Annotated in this window: 17 protein-coding genes; 8 read left to right on the forward strand and 9 right to left on the reverse strand. The window is 71.7% G+C overall.

The window, feature by feature from the left end; genetic code table 11:
• Positions 1 to 10: 10 nt before the first annotated feature.
• The 3 genes from ACF08B_RS17385 to ACF08B_RS17395 all read right to left on the reverse strand — a co-directional run bounded on the left by ACF08B_RS17385 (position 11) and on the right by ACF08B_RS17395 (position 4,579).
• Positions 11 to 1,387, reverse strand: a complete 1,377-nt coding sequence (locus ACF08B_RS17385) for a CoA transferase (protein WP_392318109.1) — start codon at positions 1,385 to 1,387, stop codon at positions 11 to 13.
• 72 nt (positions 1,388 to 1,459) lie between these two features.
• Positions 1,460 to 2,977: a S8 family serine peptidase gene (locus ACF08B_RS17390; RefSeq protein WP_392318110.1), complete on the reverse strand. Its 1,518-nt coding sequence runs from the start codon at positions 2,975 to 2,977 to the stop codon at positions 1,460 to 1,462.
• Between the two features lie 75 nt (positions 2,978 to 3,052).
• Positions 3,053 to 4,579 (reverse strand): S8 family serine peptidase, encoded by a 1,527-nt coding sequence (locus ACF08B_RS17395; protein ID WP_392318111.1) that lies wholly within the window; start codon positions 4,577 to 4,579, stop codon positions 3,053 to 3,055.
• A 287-nt stretch (positions 4,580 to 4,866) separates the two neighbouring features.
• On the opposite strand from ACF08B_RS17395, the gene ACF08B_RS17400 reads away from it, so the two are divergent.
• The 3 genes from ACF08B_RS17400 (at position 4,867) to moaA (ending at position 8,013) form a co-directional block, all read left to right on the forward strand.
• The gene (locus ACF08B_RS17400) at positions 4,867 to 5,220 is read left to right on the forward strand and encodes a DUF485 domain-containing protein (RefSeq protein ID WP_392318112.1); all 354 of its coding nucleotides are present in this window, start codon (positions 4,867 to 4,869) and stop codon (positions 5,218 to 5,220) included.
• Positions 5,217 to 6,842: a cation acetate symporter gene (locus tag ACF08B_RS17405; RefSeq protein ID WP_392318113.1), complete on the forward strand. Its 1,626-nt coding sequence runs from the start codon at positions 5,217 to 5,219 to the stop codon at positions 6,840 to 6,842. The genes ACF08B_RS17400 and ACF08B_RS17405 overlap by 4 nt, the downstream gene beginning before the upstream one ends.
• Before the next feature lie 181 nt (positions 6,843 to 7,023).
• Positions 7,024 to 8,013: a GTP 3',8-cyclase MoaA gene (gene moaA, locus ACF08B_RS17410; protein ID WP_392318114.1), complete on the forward strand. Its 990-nt coding sequence runs from the start codon at positions 7,024 to 7,026 to the stop codon at positions 8,011 to 8,013.
• A 9-nt stretch (positions 8,014 to 8,022) separates the two neighbouring features.
• Here the strand turns inward: moaA and ACF08B_RS17415 are convergent, their stop codons facing one another.
• Both ACF08B_RS17415 and ACF08B_RS17420 read right to left on the reverse strand, forming a co-directional pair.
• Positions 8,023 to 8,235, reverse strand: a complete 213-nt coding sequence (locus tag ACF08B_RS17415; RefSeq protein ID WP_185091425.1) for a hypothetical protein — start codon at positions 8,233 to 8,235, stop codon at positions 8,023 to 8,025.
• A 227-nt stretch (positions 8,236 to 8,462) separates the two neighbouring features.
• Complete coding sequence (locus tag ACF08B_RS17420) at positions 8,463 to 8,861, reverse strand: DUF3099 domain-containing protein (protein WP_392318115.1); 399 nt, start codon at positions 8,859 to 8,861, stop codon at positions 8,463 to 8,465.
• 240 nt (positions 8,862 to 9,101) lie between these two features.
• Between ACF08B_RS17420 and ACF08B_RS17425 the strand changes: the two genes are divergently transcribed.
• Complete coding sequence (locus ACF08B_RS17425) at positions 9,102 to 9,383, forward strand: GlsB/YeaQ/YmgE family stress response membrane protein (protein WP_392318116.1); 282 nt, start codon at positions 9,102 to 9,104, stop codon at positions 9,381 to 9,383.
• An 80-nt stretch (positions 9,384 to 9,463) separates the two neighbouring features.
• Here ACF08B_RS17425 and tyrS read toward each other — a convergent pair whose 3' ends face one another.
• From tyrS to ACF08B_RS17440, 3 genes are read right to left on the reverse strand one after another with little or no spacing between them, the layout of a single operon-like run.
• Positions 9,464 to 10,732 carry a tyrosine--tRNA ligase gene (gene tyrS / locus ACF08B_RS17430; RefSeq protein WP_392318117.1) on the reverse strand — a complete coding sequence of 423 codons (1,269 nt, stop codon included), beginning with the start codon at positions 10,730 to 10,732 and terminating at the stop codon, positions 9,464 to 9,466.
• Positions 10,733 to 10,789: 57 nt separating this feature from the next.
• Positions 10,790 to 12,184: a metallopeptidase TldD-related protein gene (locus ACF08B_RS17435; RefSeq protein WP_392318118.1), complete on the reverse strand. Its 1,395-nt coding sequence runs from the start codon at positions 12,182 to 12,184 to the stop codon at positions 10,790 to 10,792.
• A complete protein-coding gene (locus ACF08B_RS17440; RefSeq protein WP_392318119.1) occupies positions 12,181 to 13,704 on the reverse strand; it encodes a TldD/PmbA family protein in 1,524 nt (507 codons plus the stop codon). The genes ACF08B_RS17435 and ACF08B_RS17440 overlap by 4 nt, the downstream gene beginning before the upstream one ends.
• A 249-nt stretch (positions 13,705 to 13,953) precedes the next feature.
• Between ACF08B_RS17440 and fabG the strand changes: the two genes are divergently transcribed.
• From fabG to ACF08B_RS17455, 3 genes are all read left to right on the forward strand, one after another.
• A complete protein-coding gene (fabG, locus tag ACF08B_RS17445) occupies positions 13,954 to 14,658 on the forward strand; it encodes a 3-oxoacyl-[acyl-carrier-protein] reductase (RefSeq protein WP_392318120.1) in 705 nt (234 codons plus the stop codon).
• A gap of 5 nt (positions 14,659 to 14,663) precedes the next feature.
• Positions 14,664 to 15,431, forward strand: coding sequence for an enoyl-ACP reductase FabI (fabI, locus tag ACF08B_RS17450; protein WP_392318121.1), 768 nt, complete (start codon positions 14,664 to 14,666; stop codon positions 15,429 to 15,431).
• Positions 15,432 to 15,638: 207 nt separating this feature from the next.
• Complete coding sequence (locus ACF08B_RS17455; protein ID WP_073892270.1) at positions 15,639 to 15,989, forward strand: hypothetical protein; 351 nt, start codon at positions 15,639 to 15,641, stop codon at positions 15,987 to 15,989.
• Here ACF08B_RS17455 and ACF08B_RS17460 read toward each other — a convergent pair.
• Positions 15,967 to 16,659, reverse strand: a complete 693-nt coding sequence (locus tag ACF08B_RS17460) for a FadR/GntR family transcriptional regulator (protein WP_392318122.1) — start codon at positions 16,657 to 16,659, stop codon at positions 15,967 to 15,969. The two genes, ACF08B_RS17455 and ACF08B_RS17460, sit on opposite strands and share 23 nt — an antisense overlap.
• Before the next feature lie 70 nt (positions 16,660 to 16,729).
• Between ACF08B_RS17460 and ACF08B_RS17465 the strand changes: the two genes are divergently transcribed.
• Complete coding sequence (locus tag ACF08B_RS17465; RefSeq protein WP_392318123.1) at positions 16,730 to 18,061, forward strand: CynX/NimT family MFS transporter; 1,332 nt, start codon at positions 16,730 to 16,732, stop codon at positions 18,059 to 18,061.
• Positions 18,062 to 18,072: the final 11 nt, after the last annotated feature.

The raw sequence follows: 18,072 nt of genomic DNA on the forward strand, positions 1-18,072 counted from the left end.
GCCGGTGCGCTCACCGCCAGGCGGCCGCGTCCGAACCCCAGGGCACGGCGGGCCGGGCCCAGTCGGTTGGACCGCCCGCGAAGGACACCGGCGGCCGGGCGTACCGCAGCCGGCCGAGGGTGCTGTCCGTCTCGGCCAGCCAGGCGTCCGGGCCCGGGTACGGAGGGCCGGTGGCCGGCTCCGGCCGGATCCCGTCCGTCAGCCAGTGCGCGGTCCGGGCGAGCGCCACCCGTACGCACCGGCCGTACCCGTCGTACGACTGCTCGGTCAGCGCCCGCAGGACGGCCGCCGCCAGCAGATAGCCGGTGCCGTGGTCCAGCGCCTGCGCGGGCAGCGCGCCCGGCTTCTGGGCCGAGCCCTCGGTGACCGCGATGCCCGTCGCGACCTGGACCAGGCTGTCGAAACCGCGCCGGGCACCCCAGGGCCCGTACGCTCCCCACGCGGAGATCTCTGCCACGACCAGCCCCGGCCGCCGCGCTGCCAGTGCCCGCGGGGAGAGGCCGAACCGGTCGAGGGCGGCCGGCCGGTAGCCGGTGACCACGACGTCCGCCGAGGCGAGCAGTTCCTCGAACCGCTCCCGGCCGGCGGCCAGATCGAGGGTCGCCGAACGCTTGCCGAAGCCCGTGTCCGCGTGCTGGTCCGGTAGTTCGGGCAGCCAGGGGGCGTCCAGGCGCAGCACGTCCGCGCCGAGCAGGGCGAGGGTGCGGGTGGCCACCGGTCCGGCGAGGACCCGGGTCAGGTCCAGCACGCGCAGTCCCGCGGCGGGCAGCAGCACGGCGGCGGCCGGATCGAGCGGAGGGAGCGCGCGTGCGCGGGAGGTGTCCAGCCGTTCGCGCTCGACCAGCGGCCGGACGGAGACCTCGGCGGACTGTTCGTGCGCCTGCCACTGGCCCGGGGTGCGCAGGGCCACGGCCAGGCCGCCCGCGCCGAGCACGGTCTCCTCCGCCTCCAGGGAGGGGAGTTCCGCGAACCGCGCGGCCACCTCGTCGGCCGGGAACTCCTCGGTGAGGTCCAGCGCGGCCAGCAACCGGGCCCGGTGGTGCGGGTAGTTGCCGTGGGTGCGCACCCAGCCGTCCGCCGTCCGCCAGAACCGGGACAGCGGGGCGAAGGCGACCGGGGCGCGCCCGTCGACCTGGAGCAGACGCTCGCTGTGGAAGGCGGTCGCGACCGCGCCGTCGTCGACCCGGACGGCGGGCGGGTCACCGAGTCCGGCCCGGCGGGCCGCCAGCTCGGCGGCGGCCAGCGCGCACACGCCGACGCACGCCCGGGCGAGCTCCCGGACGGGAAGGCGCGCCGGGAGCGCGCCTTCCCGCGTGACGGTGGTGAGCCGTGCCGGGTGGGCGGGATCGCCGCCCAGGGCGGACCACGCGTACTCGATAGCAGTCATGACTGCACTATGCAGTATTGACTCAATCAATATGCCTGCGCGCGGTCCGCCCGCGGACCCGGGTGCCGGGATCTACTTGGTGACGGCGGCCAGTGCGTCCGCCGTGCCCCAGCCGTAGAAGCCGTTGTGGTTCCTCGACCCCTCGCACACCGCGTCGACCTTGCCGTCACCGTTGATGTCGTACGGGTCGGTGCACGGCGTCGGGTTGGCCTCCGCGTACAGCAGCGCCTTCACCAGGGACGCGGGGGCGTGCGGATGCGTCGACTTGATCAACGCGGCGACACCCACGACATGCGGCGTCGCCATCGACGTACCCGCCATGTAGCCCCACTTGCCGCCCGGCAGCGGGCCCAGGATGAGACCGCTGGTCGCCGGGGGCTCCGGCTTCTGGTAGGCCGTCGAGTCGCCGCCCGGCGCGGCGATGTCGATGACACCGAGACCGTAGTTGGAGAAGGACGACTTCAGGCCCTTGGCGCCGGTCGAGGCGACCGTCACGACACCCGGCAGCTGAGTCGGTATGTCGGAGCACTTGTGCGGGTCGATCACCCGGTCCGACGGGGTGCCGTCGTTGGGGGAGACCGGGTCGGTGATCGAGTCGGACGCGAGGTCGTAGCTCTCGTTGCCCGCCGCGGCGACGTTGACCGTGCCCTTCTTCTCCGCGTACCGCGAGGCCCGGGTGACGGCGTCCACGAGCGCCCGCTGGTCCGGGTCGTTCTTGCAGTTGAAGTACCACGGGTCGGTGTAGTAGCTGTTGTTGGTCACGTCGACGTGGTGCCCGGCGGCCCACATGAAGCCGCAGACCACGGCCTCGGTGTAGAAGTACCCGTCCGGGTTGGCGACCTTGATGCCGGCCACCTTGACGCCCGGCGCGACACCGGTGACGCCCACGCCGTTCTTCGCGGCCGCGATCTCGCCCGCCACGTGCGTGCCGTGCGGGCTCTCCGCCGCGCTCGGCCGCCACGACCCGTCCGTCGTGTCCGCCTTGCCCGACACGCAGTTGGCCGACGCCGCGCGGTCGAAGTTGGGCGCGATGTCCGGGTGGGTGTCGTCGACGCCCGTGTCGATGACGGCGACCGTGACGTCCGGGCTGCCCAGCGTCTTCTCGTGCGCCTTGTCCGCCTTGATGGCCGGCAGGTCCCACTGCAACGGCTCCAGCGGGTCCTGGCCGTCGGCCGCCTGCGCGTCGGCGACCTCCTCGGCGGTCAGCACCTTCGGTGTGCCCATGTCGGTGGTGGACTGTGCGGGCAGCGGCGCGTTGCGCGTGGCTCCCGCCGAGTCGACCCCGTGCACCTTGCGGATCTCCTTGGCGAAGTCCGGGTTGGCGGAGTGGGCGACGATCACGCCGATCCGGTCGTAGGAGACCACCACCGAGCCCCCGGCCCGGACGATCGCCTTCTGGACGTGGGCCGATACCCCGTGTCCCGGGCCGACGTTGACGACGTAGCTGAGCGCGGGCCCGTCGGCCGTGGCCGCCGGAGCGTGGTCCGCGGCGGAGGCGGTGACGTTGGGCAGGAACGCGAGTGCCGTCGCCAGGGCCATCCCCGCGGGGATCGCGAGGGCGCGGCGGTAGCGCTGCTTGGGCGCTGTCATTCAGTTCTCTCCAGTTCGTTCGCGGTACGAGCGTGCCGTGCGGGACGTCCTCGCCGTGCGACGTCCACCCGCCGGCTACTTGACTGCACGCAGGGCGTCGACGATGCCGAACCCGTAGAAGCCGTTGACCCGCTTGGTGCCGACGCAGGTCGCGTCCACGACCCCGTCGCCGTCCCCGTCGTAGGGGCCGGCCGGGCAGCCCGGGTTGTCCGCCTGGGCCTTCAGCAGCGCCTGCAGCTGGGCGGGAGTGGCGTGCCGGTGCGCCGACTTCAGCAGCGCGGCCACCGCGGCCACGTGCGGGGACGCCATCGAGGTCCCCTGCAGGAATCCGTACTGGTCGTTGGGCAGCGTGGACAGGATGCGGCCGTTCTTCGACGGGGTGTCCGGGATCTGGTACTTGTCGCCGCCCGGCCCCGCCACGTCGACGACGCCCCGCCCGTAGCTGGAGTAGTAGGACTTGGCGCCCCGCACGCCCACCGCGCTGACGGTCACCACACCGGGCAGCTGGGTCGGCACGTCGAAGCACTCGTGCGGATCGACCGTGCGGGGGGTCGCCGTCGAGTCGTCCGGGCTGGAGTCGTCCACCAGCGCGTGCGAGTCCAGGTCGTCGTTGGAGTTGCCCGCCGAGGCCACGTTGAGCGTGCCCTTGCGCTGGGCGTACAGCTGCGCCCTGTTGACCGCGTCCACGATGGCACGCTGATCGGGGTCGTCCATGCAGTTGTACAGCCACGGGTCGACGTAGTAACTGTTGTTGGTGATCTCGATGCCGTGGTCGGCGGCGAACACGAAGGCGCAGACCACGCTCTCCGGGTAGAACAGCGACGACGGGTCCGGCTGCGCCACGGTGATGCTCGCGACCTTCACCCCGGGCGCCACACCCGCCACGCCGACGCCGTTGCGGGCCGCCGCTATCTCACCGGCCACATGGGTGCCGTGGTAGTGGTCGGCGTCCACCGGCCGCCACGCGCCGTACGTCGTGTCCGGCTTGCCGCTCACACAGTTCGCCGACTGGGAGGCGGAGAAGTTCGGGGCGATGTCCGGGTGGGTGTCGTCGACGCCCGTGTCGATCACGCCGACGGTCACGCTCCTGCTGCCAGGGTCGATCCGCGCGGCCTTGTCGGCGCCGATCGCCCGCAGGTCCCACTGGTCCGCCTCCAGCGGCTCCTCGCCCGCCGCGGCGCCCTTCGCGAGCTTCGCGGCCTCCGCCCTGGAGAGGACCTGGACCGCGCCCTCGTCCGTCGTGCCCGCCGCGCTCAGCGGCGCCGTACGCGTGGCGCCCGCCGACTGCACGCCGCGCACCGCGCGCATGCGCGCACCGAAGTCCGGGTCCGCCGAATGGGCGACGATCACGCCGATCCTGTCGTAACTGACCACGACGCTGCCGCCGTTGAGGGCGATCGCGCGCTGTACCGATTCGATCGTGCGGTGGTCCGTCCGGGTGTTGACCACGTACGCGAGATTCGTGCCGTCCGCCGCCCGCGCCGCCGCCGGCGCGGCGTGTGCCGCCGAGGCCGCCGCCGGCAGGAAGCCGAGCGAGGCGGTCAGCGACAGCACGACCGGCACGGCGAGCGCGAGCCGGCGTCTGGAACGCAGATGAGCCATGGGGTCTCCACATCATCCGAAAACGAAACCTGCCCGAGACACAGGTGGTGCTCGGGCAGGTGCATGACGGGTGGTGCAGGCCGAAGCTATCTTCCACGCCCGATCTCCGAAAGAGTCCGACCGGCTTGAACCGCTCCGCGCGTGGCGCCGTGACCGTGGACAGGGGGCCCAGCAGGATCGTGGCCCCCGCCGGAATCACACGGCGGAGTCGGAAACTGACTTTCGGTAACGTGATCCCGATCCCGTGAGGTCCGACATCGCGCATGTCCGTCACCCGAGGAGACTCCGTGGCCACCGAGACACCGCCCCCCGCGCGGGGGACCACACTTCCCTCCACCGAGGAGTTCACCGAGGTGCAGCAGAGCGCGGAGTTCGGTGAACTGCGCCGCGCCTACCGCTCCTTCGCCTTCCCGCTGACCGTCGCCTTCATCGCCTGGTACCTGCTGTACGTGCTGCTGTCCAGCTACGCGGGCGGCTTCATGGGCACCAAGGTGGCCGGCAACATCAACGTGGCCCTCGTGCTGGGCCTCGCCCAGTTCCTGACCACCTTCCTCATCGCCTGGTGGTACGCGCGGCACGCCGCCGCCAAGCTCGACCCCAAGGCCGAGGCCATCAAGACCCGGATGGAGGGCGGCGCATGAGCCCCGTACAGCACACCCTGCTGGCCGCCGGAGAGGCGAGCGAGCACCGCACGCTGATCATCACGCTGTTCGCGGTGTTCGTCGCCGCGACCCTCGTCATCACCGTCTGGGCGGGCCGCCAGACCAAGGACGCCGCCGACTTCTACGCCGGCGGACGCCAGTTCACCGGCTTCCAGAACGGCCTCGCCGTCTCCGGCGACTACATGTCCGCCGCGTCCTTCCTCGGCATCGCCGGCGCCATCGCCCTCTTCGGCTACGACGGCTTCCTGTACTCCATCGGCTTCCTGGTCGCCTGGCTGGTCGCCCTGCTCCTCGTCGCGGAGCCGCTGCGCAACTCCGGCCGCTACACGATGGGCGACGTGCTGGCCTACCGGATGCGCCAGCGCCCGGTCCGCACCGCCGCGGGCACCTCCACCATCGTCGTCTCGATCTTCTACCTGCTGGCCCAGATGGCGGGCGCCGGCGTCCTCGTCTCGCTCCTGCTGGGCATCACCAGCGACGGCGGCAAGATCGGCATCGTCGCCCTGGTCGGCGTCCTGATGATCGTGTACGTCACCATCGGCGGCATGAAGGGCACCACCTGGGTGCAGATGGTCAAGGCCGTGCTGCTGATCATCGGCGCCCTGCTGCTGACCTTCCTGGTCCTGCTGAAGTTCGACTTCAACATCTCCGACCTGCTCGGCAGCGCCGCCGACAACAGCGCCAAGGGCTCGGCGTTCCTGGAGCCCGGTCTGAAGTACGGCGCCTCCGGCACCACCAAGCTGGACTTCCTCTCGCTCGGCATCGCCCTGGTCCTCGGCACCGCGGGCCTGCCGCACATCCTGATCCGCTTCTACACGGTCCCCACCGCCAAGGCCGCCCGCAAGTCCGTGATCTGGGCGATCGGCCTGATCGGCGCCTTCTACCTGATGACCCTCGCCCTCGGCTTCGGCGCCGCCGCGCTGATCAAGCCGGACGAGATCATCGCCTCCAACAAGGCGGGCAACACCGCCGCCCCCCTGCTCGCGCTGCACCTCGGGGGAGTGGACTCCAACTGGGGCGCCGTCCTGCTGGCCACCATCTCCGCGGTCGCCTTCGCCACGATCCTCGCGGTCGTCGCCGGCCTCACCCTGGCCTCCTCGTCCTCCTTCGCGCACGACATCTACGCGAACGTCATCAAGAGGGGGCAGGCCACCGAGAAGCAGGAACTGGGCGCGGCCCGCTGGGCCACGGTCGGCATCGGCGCCGTCTCCATCGTGCTCGGTGCGCTCGCCCGCGACCTGAACGTGGCCGGACTCGTCGCCCTCGCGTTCGCGGTCGCCGCCTCCGCCAATCTGCCGACCATCCTGTACAGCCTGTTCTGGAAGCGGTTCACCACCTCGGGCGCCCTGTGGTCGATCTACGGCGGACTGGTCACCGCCGTCGGCCTGGTGCTGTTCTCCCCGGTGGTCTCCGGCAAGCCGACCTCGATGTTCCCCGACGTCGACTTCCACTGGTTCCCGCTGGAGAACCCCGGGATCATCTCCATCCCGGTCGGATTCCTGCTGGGCGTCGTGGGCACTTGGCTGTCGAAGGAGGTCCCGGACGCCGGCAAGTACGCCGAACTGGAGGTGCGGTCCCTGACCGGTACCGGAGCGCACTGAGCTTCGTACGGACGGCCGCGTCGTTCCGGACTGTACGGTCCTACGACGTGGCCGGGTCGTACCTCGTAAGATCGGATCGCTGCCCGGTGTCGGCGATGTCACGTAGGCTCGCAAGTGACGGGTGACTCACCTCGCCCGTGCGGAACCAAGTGTGACCGGGAGAGAGAGGGAGGGGGCCCACGTGCTCATCGACACCTACGGCCGAGTGGCCACCGACCTGAGGGTCTCGCTGACCGACCGGTGCAATCTGCGGTGCACCTACTGCATGCCCGAGGAGGGGCTGCAGTGGCTGGCCAAGCCCGACCTGCTCACCGACGACGAGTTCGTCCGCCTCATCGACATCGCGGTCCGCACGCTGGGCATCGAGGAAGTCCGCTTCACCGGCGGCGAACCCCTGCTCCGCCCCGGCCTGGTCGGCATCGTCGAGCGCGTCGCCGCGCTCGACCCGCGCCCCCGGATGTCCCTCACCACCAACGGCATCGGCCTCCGGCGCACCGCGTCCGCCCTGAAGGCGGCGGGCCTGGACCGGGTCAACGTCTCCCTGGACACCCTCCGCCCGGACGTGTTCAAGACGCTCACCCGCCGTGACCGCCACAAGGACGTGCTCGAGGGCCTGGAAGCGGCCCGCGAGGCCGGCCTCACCCCGGTCAAGGTCAACTCGGTGCTGATGCCGGGACTCAACGCCGACGAAGCCCCCGACCTGCTGGCCTGGGCCGTCGAGCACGACTACGAACTGCGGTTCATCGAGCAGATGCCCCTGGACGCCCAGCACGGCTGGAAGCGCGACGGCATGGTCACCGCCGGGGACATCCTCGACTCCCTGCTCACCCGTTTCGACCTCACCCCCGAGGGCGCCGACGAGCGCGGCTCGGCACCGGCGGAGCGCTGGCTGGTCGACGGCGGCCCGCACCGGGTCGGGGTGATCGCGTCGGTCACCCGCCCGTTCTGCGCGGCCTGCGACCGTACCCGGCTGACGGCCGACGGGCAGATACGGACCTGCCTCTTCGCCACCGAGGAGACCGACCTCCGCGCCGCCCTGCGCTCCGGCGCCCCGGACGAGGAGATCGCCCGCCTCTGGCGTCTGGCGATGTGGGGCAAGAAGGCGGGCGCGGGGCTGGACGACCCGTCGTTCGTCCAGCCCGACCGGCCGATGTCCGCCATCGGCGGCTGACGGACCCCGTCAGGGACGCGGGTCCTCCCATTCGCCGAGCAGGACGACGTCCTTCAGGAACCCGCGCACCCCGAGGAACTGCGACAGATGCTCGCGGTGTTCCTCGCAGGCGAGCCACGTCTTGCGCCGCTCCGGCGTGTGGATCTTCGGGTTGTTCCACGCCAGCACCCACACGGCGTCGACGCGGCATCCCTTGGCCGAACAGACAGGCGTCTCACTCACAGGTCAGTCACTGGTTCCGTCTCGCAAAGCCCCCGGAAACAAGGCGACGCCGAGCAGCCACGGGGGGAGCTGCCCGGCGTCGGTCCGTCGCTCCGACGGGGGATGCGGAGCGCGTACGCAGTATGTCATGGGTCACCCGCCGCACGGCACCGGAACAGCATGATTGATCTGAGCTTTTCTTGAGCTTCCCGGGTGGCCGCGTTCCGCTTCCACCGCGTCGGCCGTGGTCACACCGGGTCGGCCCGCTCGCCCCGCGCTCCGGCCGCCGGGTCCGGGGTCGCGCCCTCCGCCGCGGGCTCCGTCCGCTCGTCCTCGCCGCGCGGCGCGTTGATCATGGGGCGCGTGGGTGCAGCCACGAACGTGGAGGGCAGCGTCGGCGGCCGCTCCCGGCCGGCGTTCGCGATCACTACGGCGACATAGGGGAGGACGGCACCGAACACCAGCGCCACGACGGCGACGTACCGCTCGACGTTCCACAGCGTCGCCGCGAGGATCACGGAGACCGTACGGATCGACATCGAGATCACGTAGCGCCGCTGCCGGCCCCGCACGTCCTCGGCGAGCCCGGTCCGGGCCCCGGTGATCCGGAATACCTGGGCGCTTCCGCCGTGCTGTTTCCGCGTCACATTCCACCATCCGCGCGCATCGGACTCACCCCGGCCCGCACCGTCGTCACACCCGGCGGGGAACCGGCCCGGGCATCTCTTACGGTACGCCGCGCCCGCGCCGCCCACGAGACCGGGTCACCGCCCTGCCAGCGGGAACGCCATGGGCCCGGCCCCGTACGGGGGAGGCCGACATGCGCCGAACGGTGTACGCAACCACACTGGCGGTAGTGCTCACGTCGAGCCGTACGAGGAGGAGCCATGGGCTGGTTGTGGGCGATCATCGTGGGATTCGTGCTGGGCCTGATCGCCAAGGCGGTCATCCCGGGCAAGCAGCACAGCCCTCTGTGGCTGACCACCATCTGCGGCATCCTGGGCGCCATCGCGGGCAACGCCATCGCCAGTGCCCTCGGCGTCGCGGAGACCCGGGGCATCGACTGGAGCCGGCACTTCTTCCAGCTCGTGGCCGCGATCATTATCGTCGCGCTCGTCGACGCCCTCTACATGGCGACCCTGGGGAAGAGGAAACAGCAGCGGGCCTGAGCCGGCCGCACCGCCCTTGAGCGAGCCGGACCGTTCCCGGGCGAGGGGCGCGCCTCGTACGAGGCGCGCCCCTCGTCGTGCTAGGCGGGGACGACCTCGACCGCGGCGAGGTTCTTCTTCCCCCGGCGCAGCACCAGCCACCGTCCGTGCAGCAGGTCCTCCTTCGCCGGGACGGCGTCCTCGGCGGCGACCTTCACGTTGTTCACGTACGCGCCGCCCTCCTTCACCGTCCGCCGCGCGGCGGACTTGCTGGCGACGAGCCCGACCTCGGCGAGCAGGTCGACGACCGGACCCAGCTCGGTGACCCGCACGTGCGGCACCTCGGAGAGCGCCGCGGCCAGTGTCGGGCCGTCCAGCTCCGCCAGCTCGCCCTGCCCGAACAGCGCCTTGGACGCCGCGACGACCGCCGCGGTCTGGTCGGCGCCGTGCACCAGCGTCGTCAGCTCCTCGGCGAGCGCGCGCTGCGCGGCCCGGGCCTGCGGACGCTCCTCGGTCTGCCTCTCCAGCTCCTCCAGCTCCTCGCGGGACCTGAAGGACAGGATGCGCAGGTACTTGGAGATGTCCCGGTCGTCCACGTTCAGCCAGAACTGGTAGAACGCGTACGGCGTCGTCATCTCCGGGTCGAGCCAGACGGCGCCGCCCTCGGTCTTGCCGAACTTGGTGCCGTCCGCCTTCGTCATCAGCGGGGTGGCCAGGGCGTGGACCTCGGCACCCGGCTCCAGCCGGTGGATCAGGTCGAGCCCGGCCGTGAGGTTCCCCCACTGGTCGCTGCCGCCCTGCTGGAGCGTGCAGCCGTGGCGGCGGTAGAGCTGGAGGAAGTCCATGCCCTGGAGGATCTGGTAGCTGAACTCCGTGTAGCTGATGCCCTGGTCGGACTCCAGGCGGCGGGCCACGGAGTCTTTCGTCAGCATCTTGTTGACACGGAAGTGCTTGCCGACGTCCCGCAGGAACTCGATCGCGGAGAGGTTCGCGGTCCAGTCGAGGTTGTTGACCATGACGGCCGCGTTCTCACCCTCGAAGGACAGGAACGGCTCGATCTGCGAACGCAGCTTGCCGACCCAGCCGGCCACCGTCTCCGGGTCGTTCAGCGTGCGCTCCGCGGTCGGGCGGGGGTCGCCGATCAGACCCGTCGCGCCGCCCACCAGCGCCAGCGGCCGGTGCCCGGCCTGCTGGAGCCGGCGCACGGTGAGCACCTGCACGAGGTGCCCCACGTGCAGGGACGGCGCCGTCGGGTCGAAGCCGCAATAGAACGTGACGGGACCGTCCGCGAGAGCCTTGCGCAAGGCGTCCTCGTCGGTGGACAGGGCGAACAGCCCACGCCACTTCAGCTCGTCGACGATGTCCGTCACGGTTCTCGTGTCTCCTCGGTGATCTTCGGGGCGGTCGGGTGACAGCCGACTACGAGGTTATACGCCCTGACTGACAGAGCTCATATTGAAATCGGGGATCCGCAGCGCGGGCATCGCGGCCCGCGTGAACCAGTCGCTCCACTCCCGCGGCAGCGTCTTCTCCGTGCGTCCGGCCTCCGCGGCCCGGCCCAGCAGGCCCACCGGGGACTCGTTGAACCGGAAGTTGTTCACCTGCCCGGTCACCTCGCCGTTCTCCACGAGGTAGACGCCGTCCCGGGTCAGACCGGTGAGCAGCAGCGTCGCCGGGTCGACCTCGCGGATGTACCACAGGCAGGTCAGCAGCAGCCCGCGCTCGGTGTCCGCGACCATCTGGTCCAGCGAGCGGTCGCTGCCGCCGTCCAGGATCAGGTTCCCGAGCGCCGGGGCGACCGGCAGCCCGGTCAGGCCCGCGCTGTGCCGGGTGGTGGTCAGGTGCTTCAGCACCCCCTCGTCGACCCACTCGGTCGCGTGCGTGGGCAGTCCGTTGTCGAACACCGACTGGTCGCCGCCGGAGGAGTGGGCGACGACGAAGGGCGGGCACTCCAGGCCCGGCTCGTTCGGGTCGCTGCGCAGGGTCAGCGGCAGCTCGCTCAGCTTCTCGCCGACGCGGGTGCCGCCGCCCGGCTTGGAGAACACCGTCCGGCCCTCGGCCGCGTCCCGGCCCGACGCCGACCACAGCTGGTAGATCAGCAGGTCCGCGACCGCGGTCGGGGGCAGCAGCGTCTCGTAGCGGCCGGCGGGCAGCTCCACGCGCCGCTCCGCCCAGCCGAGCCGTACGGCGAGCTCGGCGTCGAGCGCCCCGGGGTCGACGTCCTTGAAGTCCCGCGTGGACCGGCCGGCCCAGGCCGAACGGGTGCGGTCGGGCGACTTGGCGTTCAGCTCCAGCGTGCCGGTGGGCTGGTCGTGCCGCAGGCGCAGCCCGGTGGAGGTGCCGACATACGTGGAGACCAGCTCGTGGTTGGCGAAGCCGTACAGCTCCCGGCCGCCCGCACGCGCGCGTGCGAACGCCTCGCCGAGCGCCGGGGCGAAGTCGGCGAACACCGCGGAGGAGGTCTCGGCGGGCGCGTCCGTGAAGTCCGGCGACTGGGGCACACCGCCGACCAGCGGCTGCGCGTCCTCGGCCGGTGCGGCCCCGCGCGCGGCGGCCTCGGCGGCCCGTACCAGGGGCTCCAGCTCGTCCGCGGTGACCGCGGAGCGGGACACCACCCCGGAGGCGGTGCCCTCCTTGCCGTCCACGGTCGCGATCACGGTGAGCGTACGGCCGCGCGTCACGCCGTTCGTGGTGAGCGCGTTGCCGGCCCAGCGCAGGTTGGCGGTGGAGTGCTCGTCCGCGATGACGACGCAGCCGTCGGCACGGGACAGCGCCAGGGCCTGCTCGACGATCTCGTGCGGCTTGTGGGTGCGGGCGCTCATCGACCGGCCTCCTGCGTGGTGTTGAGAATGTTGACGCCCCGGAAGAGCGCGGACGGGCACCCGTGGGACACGGCGGCCACCTGGCCCGGCTGGGCCTTGCCGCAGTTGAAGGCGCCGCCGAGGACGTAGGTCTGCGGTCCGCCGACCGCCGCCATGGACCCCCAGAAGTCGGTGGTCGTCGCCTGGTAGGCCACGTCCTTCAGCTGCCCGGTGATCCGGCCGTTCTCGATCCGGAAGAAGCGCTGCCCGGTGAACTGGAAGTTGTACCGCTGCATGTCGATCGACCAGGACCGGTCGCCGACGACGTAGATGCCCCGGTCGACGCCCCCGATCAGGTCCTCGGTGGACAGCCCCGCGGGATCCGGCTGCAGGGAGACGTTCGCCATGCGCTGCACCGGCACATGCCCGGGGGAGTCGGCGAACGCGCAGCCGTTGGACCGCTCGAACCCGGTCAGCCGTGCGATCCGCCGGTCCAGCTGGTAGCCCACCAGCGTGCCGTCCTTCACCAGGTCCCAGGACTGCGCCTCGACGCCCTCGTCGTCGAAGCCGACGGTCGCGAGACCGTGCTCGGCGGTGCGGTCACCCGTGACGTTCATCAGCTCGGAGCCGTACTTCAGCTTGCCGAGCCGGTCGAAGGTGGCGAAGGAGGTGCCGGCGTAGGCGGCCTCGTAGCCGAGGGCGCGGTCCAGCTCCGTGGCGTGCCCGATGGACTCGTGGATGGTCAGCCACAGGTTGGACGGGTCGACGACGAGGTCGTACAGGCCGGGCTCCACGCTGGGCGCGCGCATCTTCTCGGCGAGCAGCTCGGGGATCCGCTCCAGCTCGGCGTCCCAGTCCCAGCCCGTGCCGGTCAGGTACTCCCAGCCGCGCCCGGCCGGCGGCGCGATGGTCCGCATCGAGTCGAACTCGCCGCTGGACTCGTCCACCGACACCGCGGTCAGCTCCGGGTGCAGCCGCACCCGCTGCTGGGTGGTGACGGTCCCGGCGGTGTCGGCGTAGAACTTGTTCTCGTGCACGGTGAGCAGCGAGGCGTCGACGTGGTCGACGCCGTTCGCCGCCAGCAGCCGGGCGCTCCACTCCGCCAGCAGCGCGGCCTTCTCCTCGGCGGGCACGGAGAACGGGTCGATCTCGTACGACGAGATCCACGTCCGCTCCGCGTGCACGGGCTCGTCGGCGAGCTCCACCAGCTCCTCCGACCCGGCCGCCCTGATCACCTGCGCGGAGAGCTTGGCCATGGCCACCGCCTGCGAGGCGACCCTCGCGGCGGCGTCCATGGTCAGGTCGACCCCGGACGCGAAGCCCCACGTACCGCCGTGCACGACCCGGACCGCGTACCCGAGGTCGGTGGTGTCCGACGATCCGGCGGGCTTGGCGTCCCGCAGCCGCCAGGAGGCGCTGCGCACCCGCTCGAACCGGAAGTCCGCGTGCTCGGCCCCCAGCGCACGCGCGCGTGCGAGCGCGGCGTCGGCGAGGGCCCGTAGGGGAAGCGCCGTGAAGGCTTCGTCGATGGAATGGGGCACGGAGATCTCCCTGCTGTCGTGGCCTGTCGGCTCCGATCATGTCGCGCGACCCGCCCGGCGGACCACATGTTTCCGCCCGTCTCCGGGCGTTTCTGTAGGGACCCGACAGTGACTCCCCCCAGCCACTGTCGGTGCCCGATTGCCCGCGGCAGGGGCGCGACCGATAGGTTTTTGGATGAAGCCGCCTGTCACCAGGTGTTCGGGCGGGCTGTCGGACCGCTGCTAGACCGCTATCGAAAGGGTGATCCGTTGAGCCGCTCGGTTCTCGTCACCGGAGGCAACCGGGGCATCGGCCTCGCCATCGCCCGTGCATTCGCCGACGCCGGCGACAAGGTCGCGATCACGTACCGCTCCGGGGAGCCGCCGGCCGGCTTCCTGGCGGTCAAGTGCGACATCACCGACCCGGAGCAGGTGGAGCAGGCCTACAAGGAGATCGAGGAGCAGCACGGTCCGGTCGAGGTTCTCGTCGCCAACGCCGGCGTCACCAAGGACCAGCTCCTGATGCGCATGTCCGAGGAGGACTTCACCTCGGTCATCGACACGAACCTCACCGGCACCTTCCGCGTCGTCAAGCGTGCGAACCGCGGCATGCTGCGCGCCAAGAAGGGCCGCGTCGTCCTCATCTCGTCCGTGGTCGGTCTGCTCGGCTCGGCGGGGCAGGCGAACTACGCCGCCTCCAAGGCCGCCCTGGTCGGCTTCGCGCGCTCCCTCGCCCGTGAGCTGGGTTCGCGCAACCTCACCTTCAACGTCGTCGCGCCCGGCTTCGTCGACACCGACATGACCAAGGCGCTCACCGACGAGCAGCGCGAGAGCATCGTCTCGCAGGTGCCGCTCGGCCGTTACGCGCAGCCGGAGGAGATCGCCGCGACGGTGCGGTTCCTCGCCTCGGACGACGCCTCGTACATCACTGGAGCCGTCATTCCCGTTGACGGCGGACTGGGAATGGGTCACTGATCACCATGAGCGGAATTCTCGAGGGCAAGCGCATCCTGGTCACGGGCGTGCTGATGGAGTCCTCCATCGCCTTCCACGTCGCCAAGCTGGCCCAGGAGCAGGGCGCCGAGATCATCCTGACCGCGTTCCCGCGGCCCACGCTGACCGAGCGCATCGCCAGGAAGCTGCCGAAGCCCACCAAGGTCATCGAGCTGGACGTCACGAACGACGAGCACCTCGGCCGCCTGGCCGACGTCGTCGGCGAGGAGCTGGGCGGACTGGACGGCATCGTCCACTCCATCGGCTTCGCCCCGCAGGACGCGCTCGGCGGCAACTTCCTCAACACGCCGTTCGAGTCGGTCTCCACCGCCATGCACGTCTCGGCCTTCTCGCTGAAGTCGCTGACCATGGCCTGCCTGCCGCTGATGCAGAACGGCGGCTCGGTCGTCGGTCTCACCTTCGACGCCCAGTACGCCTGGCCGCAGTACGACTGGATGGGCCCGGCCAAGGCCGCCCTGGAGGCGACCAACCGCTACATGGCGCGTGACCTGGGCAAGCAGAACATCCGCTGCAACCTCATCTCCGCGGGCCCGATCGGCTCCATGGCCGCCAAGTCCATCCCGGGCTTCGGCGAGCTGGCCTCCGTGTGGGACACCCGCTCTCCGCTGGAGTGGGACCTGAAGGACCCGGAGCCGGCGGGCAAGGGTGTCGTCGCCCTGCTCAGCGACTGGTTCCCGAAGACCACGGGCGAGATCATCCACGTCGACGGCGGTCTGCACGCCATCGGCGCCTGATCACCGCCACCGGCGCCCGATCGCCGCGCCTGATCGCCACCGAGGCCCGCACCCTCTCCGGGGTGCGGGCCTCGGCCGTACGGGGGAATGCGTGCGGGCGTCACCCGTTCGGCCCACCGGCCGGGCCGCCGGGGCACCGGCGGAGCACCCTGGATTACGCGTTCACCTCGCGATTTCCCCACCGCAGCCCGGCGAGGAGGTCCCCTTGTGCGCCTGTCCCGCAGCCTGGCCCCGCTGACCGTGGCCGTGGCCCTCGTGCTCTGTCTGCCGTACGACGCGATGTCGCACGTCCGCGCGGGTGACGGCAAGCCTCCCGCGCCCGGACTGTTCGGCGCCGCCTGCCGGACCTCGGTCGACGGCTCCCACGTGGTCGCCTACTGCCACAACCCCTATGTCGACACCGACCGCGTGCGCCTGCACATCGAGTGCGCCCGCTGGTGGGACATCGACACCGACAGCGCCCCGGTGGACGCCGGGCCCGCGATGACCGTCCGGCTCAGCGGCCGGTGCTGGAAGGACGTCGGCTCGGTGTGGGTCAGCCACCAGAAGGTCCGCTGAACCTGTCCGGACGGCACAGGAACGGGTAGCTGGCGGCCTCCACCGCCGCCGCCTCGGCGTCCCCGGTGCGGATCGCGTCCACCAGCCGGGTGTGGTCCATGTGCGTCTCCGGGGTCAGCTCCGCGCCGACGTCCGCGCGCAGCCAGTCGCGCAGCACCTCGCCCAGGTCGGCGTACATGGCGGTCATGGCGTCGTTGTGGGACGCGGCCACGACGGCCAGGTGGAACGTGGCGTCGGCGGTCACGAAGGCCTCCGCCTCGCCCGTCTCCCACGCCTCCTCGCGCCGCGCGAGGAGCGCGTCCAGCTGCTTGAGGTCCTTCTCGGTGCGCCGCCCGGCGGCCAGCTTCGCCGCGGCCGACTCCAGCGTGGAGCGCAGCTCGGCGATGTGCCGGGGGTCGGCGTCGGCGAAGCGCCGGTGCATCACGCCGGCCAGCTCGCTCGTCGCCACCACGTAGGTGCCCGAGCCCTGCCGGATGTCCAGCAGTCCGTTGTGCGCGAGGGCGCGAACCGCCTCGCGGACCGTGTTGCGGGCCACTCCGAGCTGCTCGACCAGCTCCGGCTCGGTCGGGATGCGCGAGCCGACCGGCCACTCGCCGGAGGTGATCTGGTGGCGCAGCGCGGCGATGACCTGCTCGGACAGCGCCGAACGGCGCGGGTGGCTCAGGGGCATGGCCCACCTTCGCACGAGAGGCCCGGGCGGGGACGTCCCGGGAATGGACAACCAATCATCCCATGATTCTATGATGGACCTCATGGCTAGTGAGAAGTTCCGGACAGTGGACACCCGTACGGCGATGTCACCCACCGAACGCGGTACGGACGCCGTGGCGGGCACCGAGGAGACGAACCCCGGCGCGGGCCGTACGCGCGCGTGGGCGACCCGGCTGGTCGTCGCCGGCATCCTGCTGTCCGCCCTGAACCTCCGCCCGGCCATCACGAGCCTCGGCGCCCTCCTGGAGGAGGTGCGCGACGATCTCGGCATGAGCGGCAGCGTGGCCGGGCTGCTCACCTCCGTGCCGCCGTTGTGCTTCGCCGTCTTCGGGGTCACCGCGCCCCGGCTGGCCCGCCGCTTCGGACCGGCCGCGGTGATCTGCGCCGGCATGGCCGCCATCGCCGCGGGCCTGCTGATACGCCCCTACGCCGGCGGCACCGCCGGCTTCCTGGCCGCCAGCGCGCTCGCCCTCATGGGCATCGCCGTCAGCAACGTCCTGATGCCGGTCGTCGTCAAGCACTGGTTCCCCGACCGGGTCGGCTCCATGACCGGCCTGTACTCGATGGCCCTCGCCCTCGGCACGTCCCTCGCGGCCGCGGTGACCGTCCCGCTGACCGGCGCCCTGGGCGGCAGCTGGCGGTCCGGCCTCGCCGTCTGGGCGGCCCTCGCCGCGGCCGCCGTGCTGCCCTGGCTGCCGCTCGTGAGGGACCGCGGCACCGCGCCCGCCCCGTCCCGGCAGCGGGCGGCCGGGACGGCGGAACAGCACGCCCCGCTGCGGATGGCCCGCAGCCGCACCGCCTGGGCGCTCGCCGTCTTCTTCGGCCTCCAGGCCACCGCGGCCTACATCACCATGGGCTGGATGCCGCAGATCTTCCGCGACGCCGGGGTCCCGGCGGGCACCGCGGGCGTCCTCCTCGCCGTCACCATGGTGATGGGCGTGCCGCTGGCCTTCGTCATCCCGCGCGTCGCCACGCGGCTGACCCACCAGGGGCCGATCGCGCTGGTCCTGGGCGCCTGCGGGCTCGCCGGATACGCCGGTCTGTACTTCGCGCCGGCCGCCGGCGCCTGGGCCTGGGCCCTGCTGCTCGGCGTCTCCAACTGCGCCTTCCCGCTCGCGCTGACGATGGTCGGCATGCGGGCCCGCAGCGGACCGGGCGTGGCCCAGCTGTCCGCGTTCGCGCAGAGCACCGGCTACCTGATCTCCATCCCCGGCCCGCTGCTGGTCGGCGTGCTCTACCAGCGCAGCGGCGGCTGGGGGCTGCCGATCGCCCTGATGGCGGCCCTCATGGTGCCCCAGATGGTCATGGGCGTCCTGGCGGGCCGCAACCGCACGGTCGAGGAGGAAGCGGCGGTGCGCTGACCGGGCGACCC

The organism is Streptomyces sp. NPDC015139, from assembly GCF_043079785.1.
Lineage (GTDB): Bacteria > Actinomycetota > Actinomycetes > Streptomycetales > Streptomycetaceae > Streptomyces > Streptomyces albidocamelliae.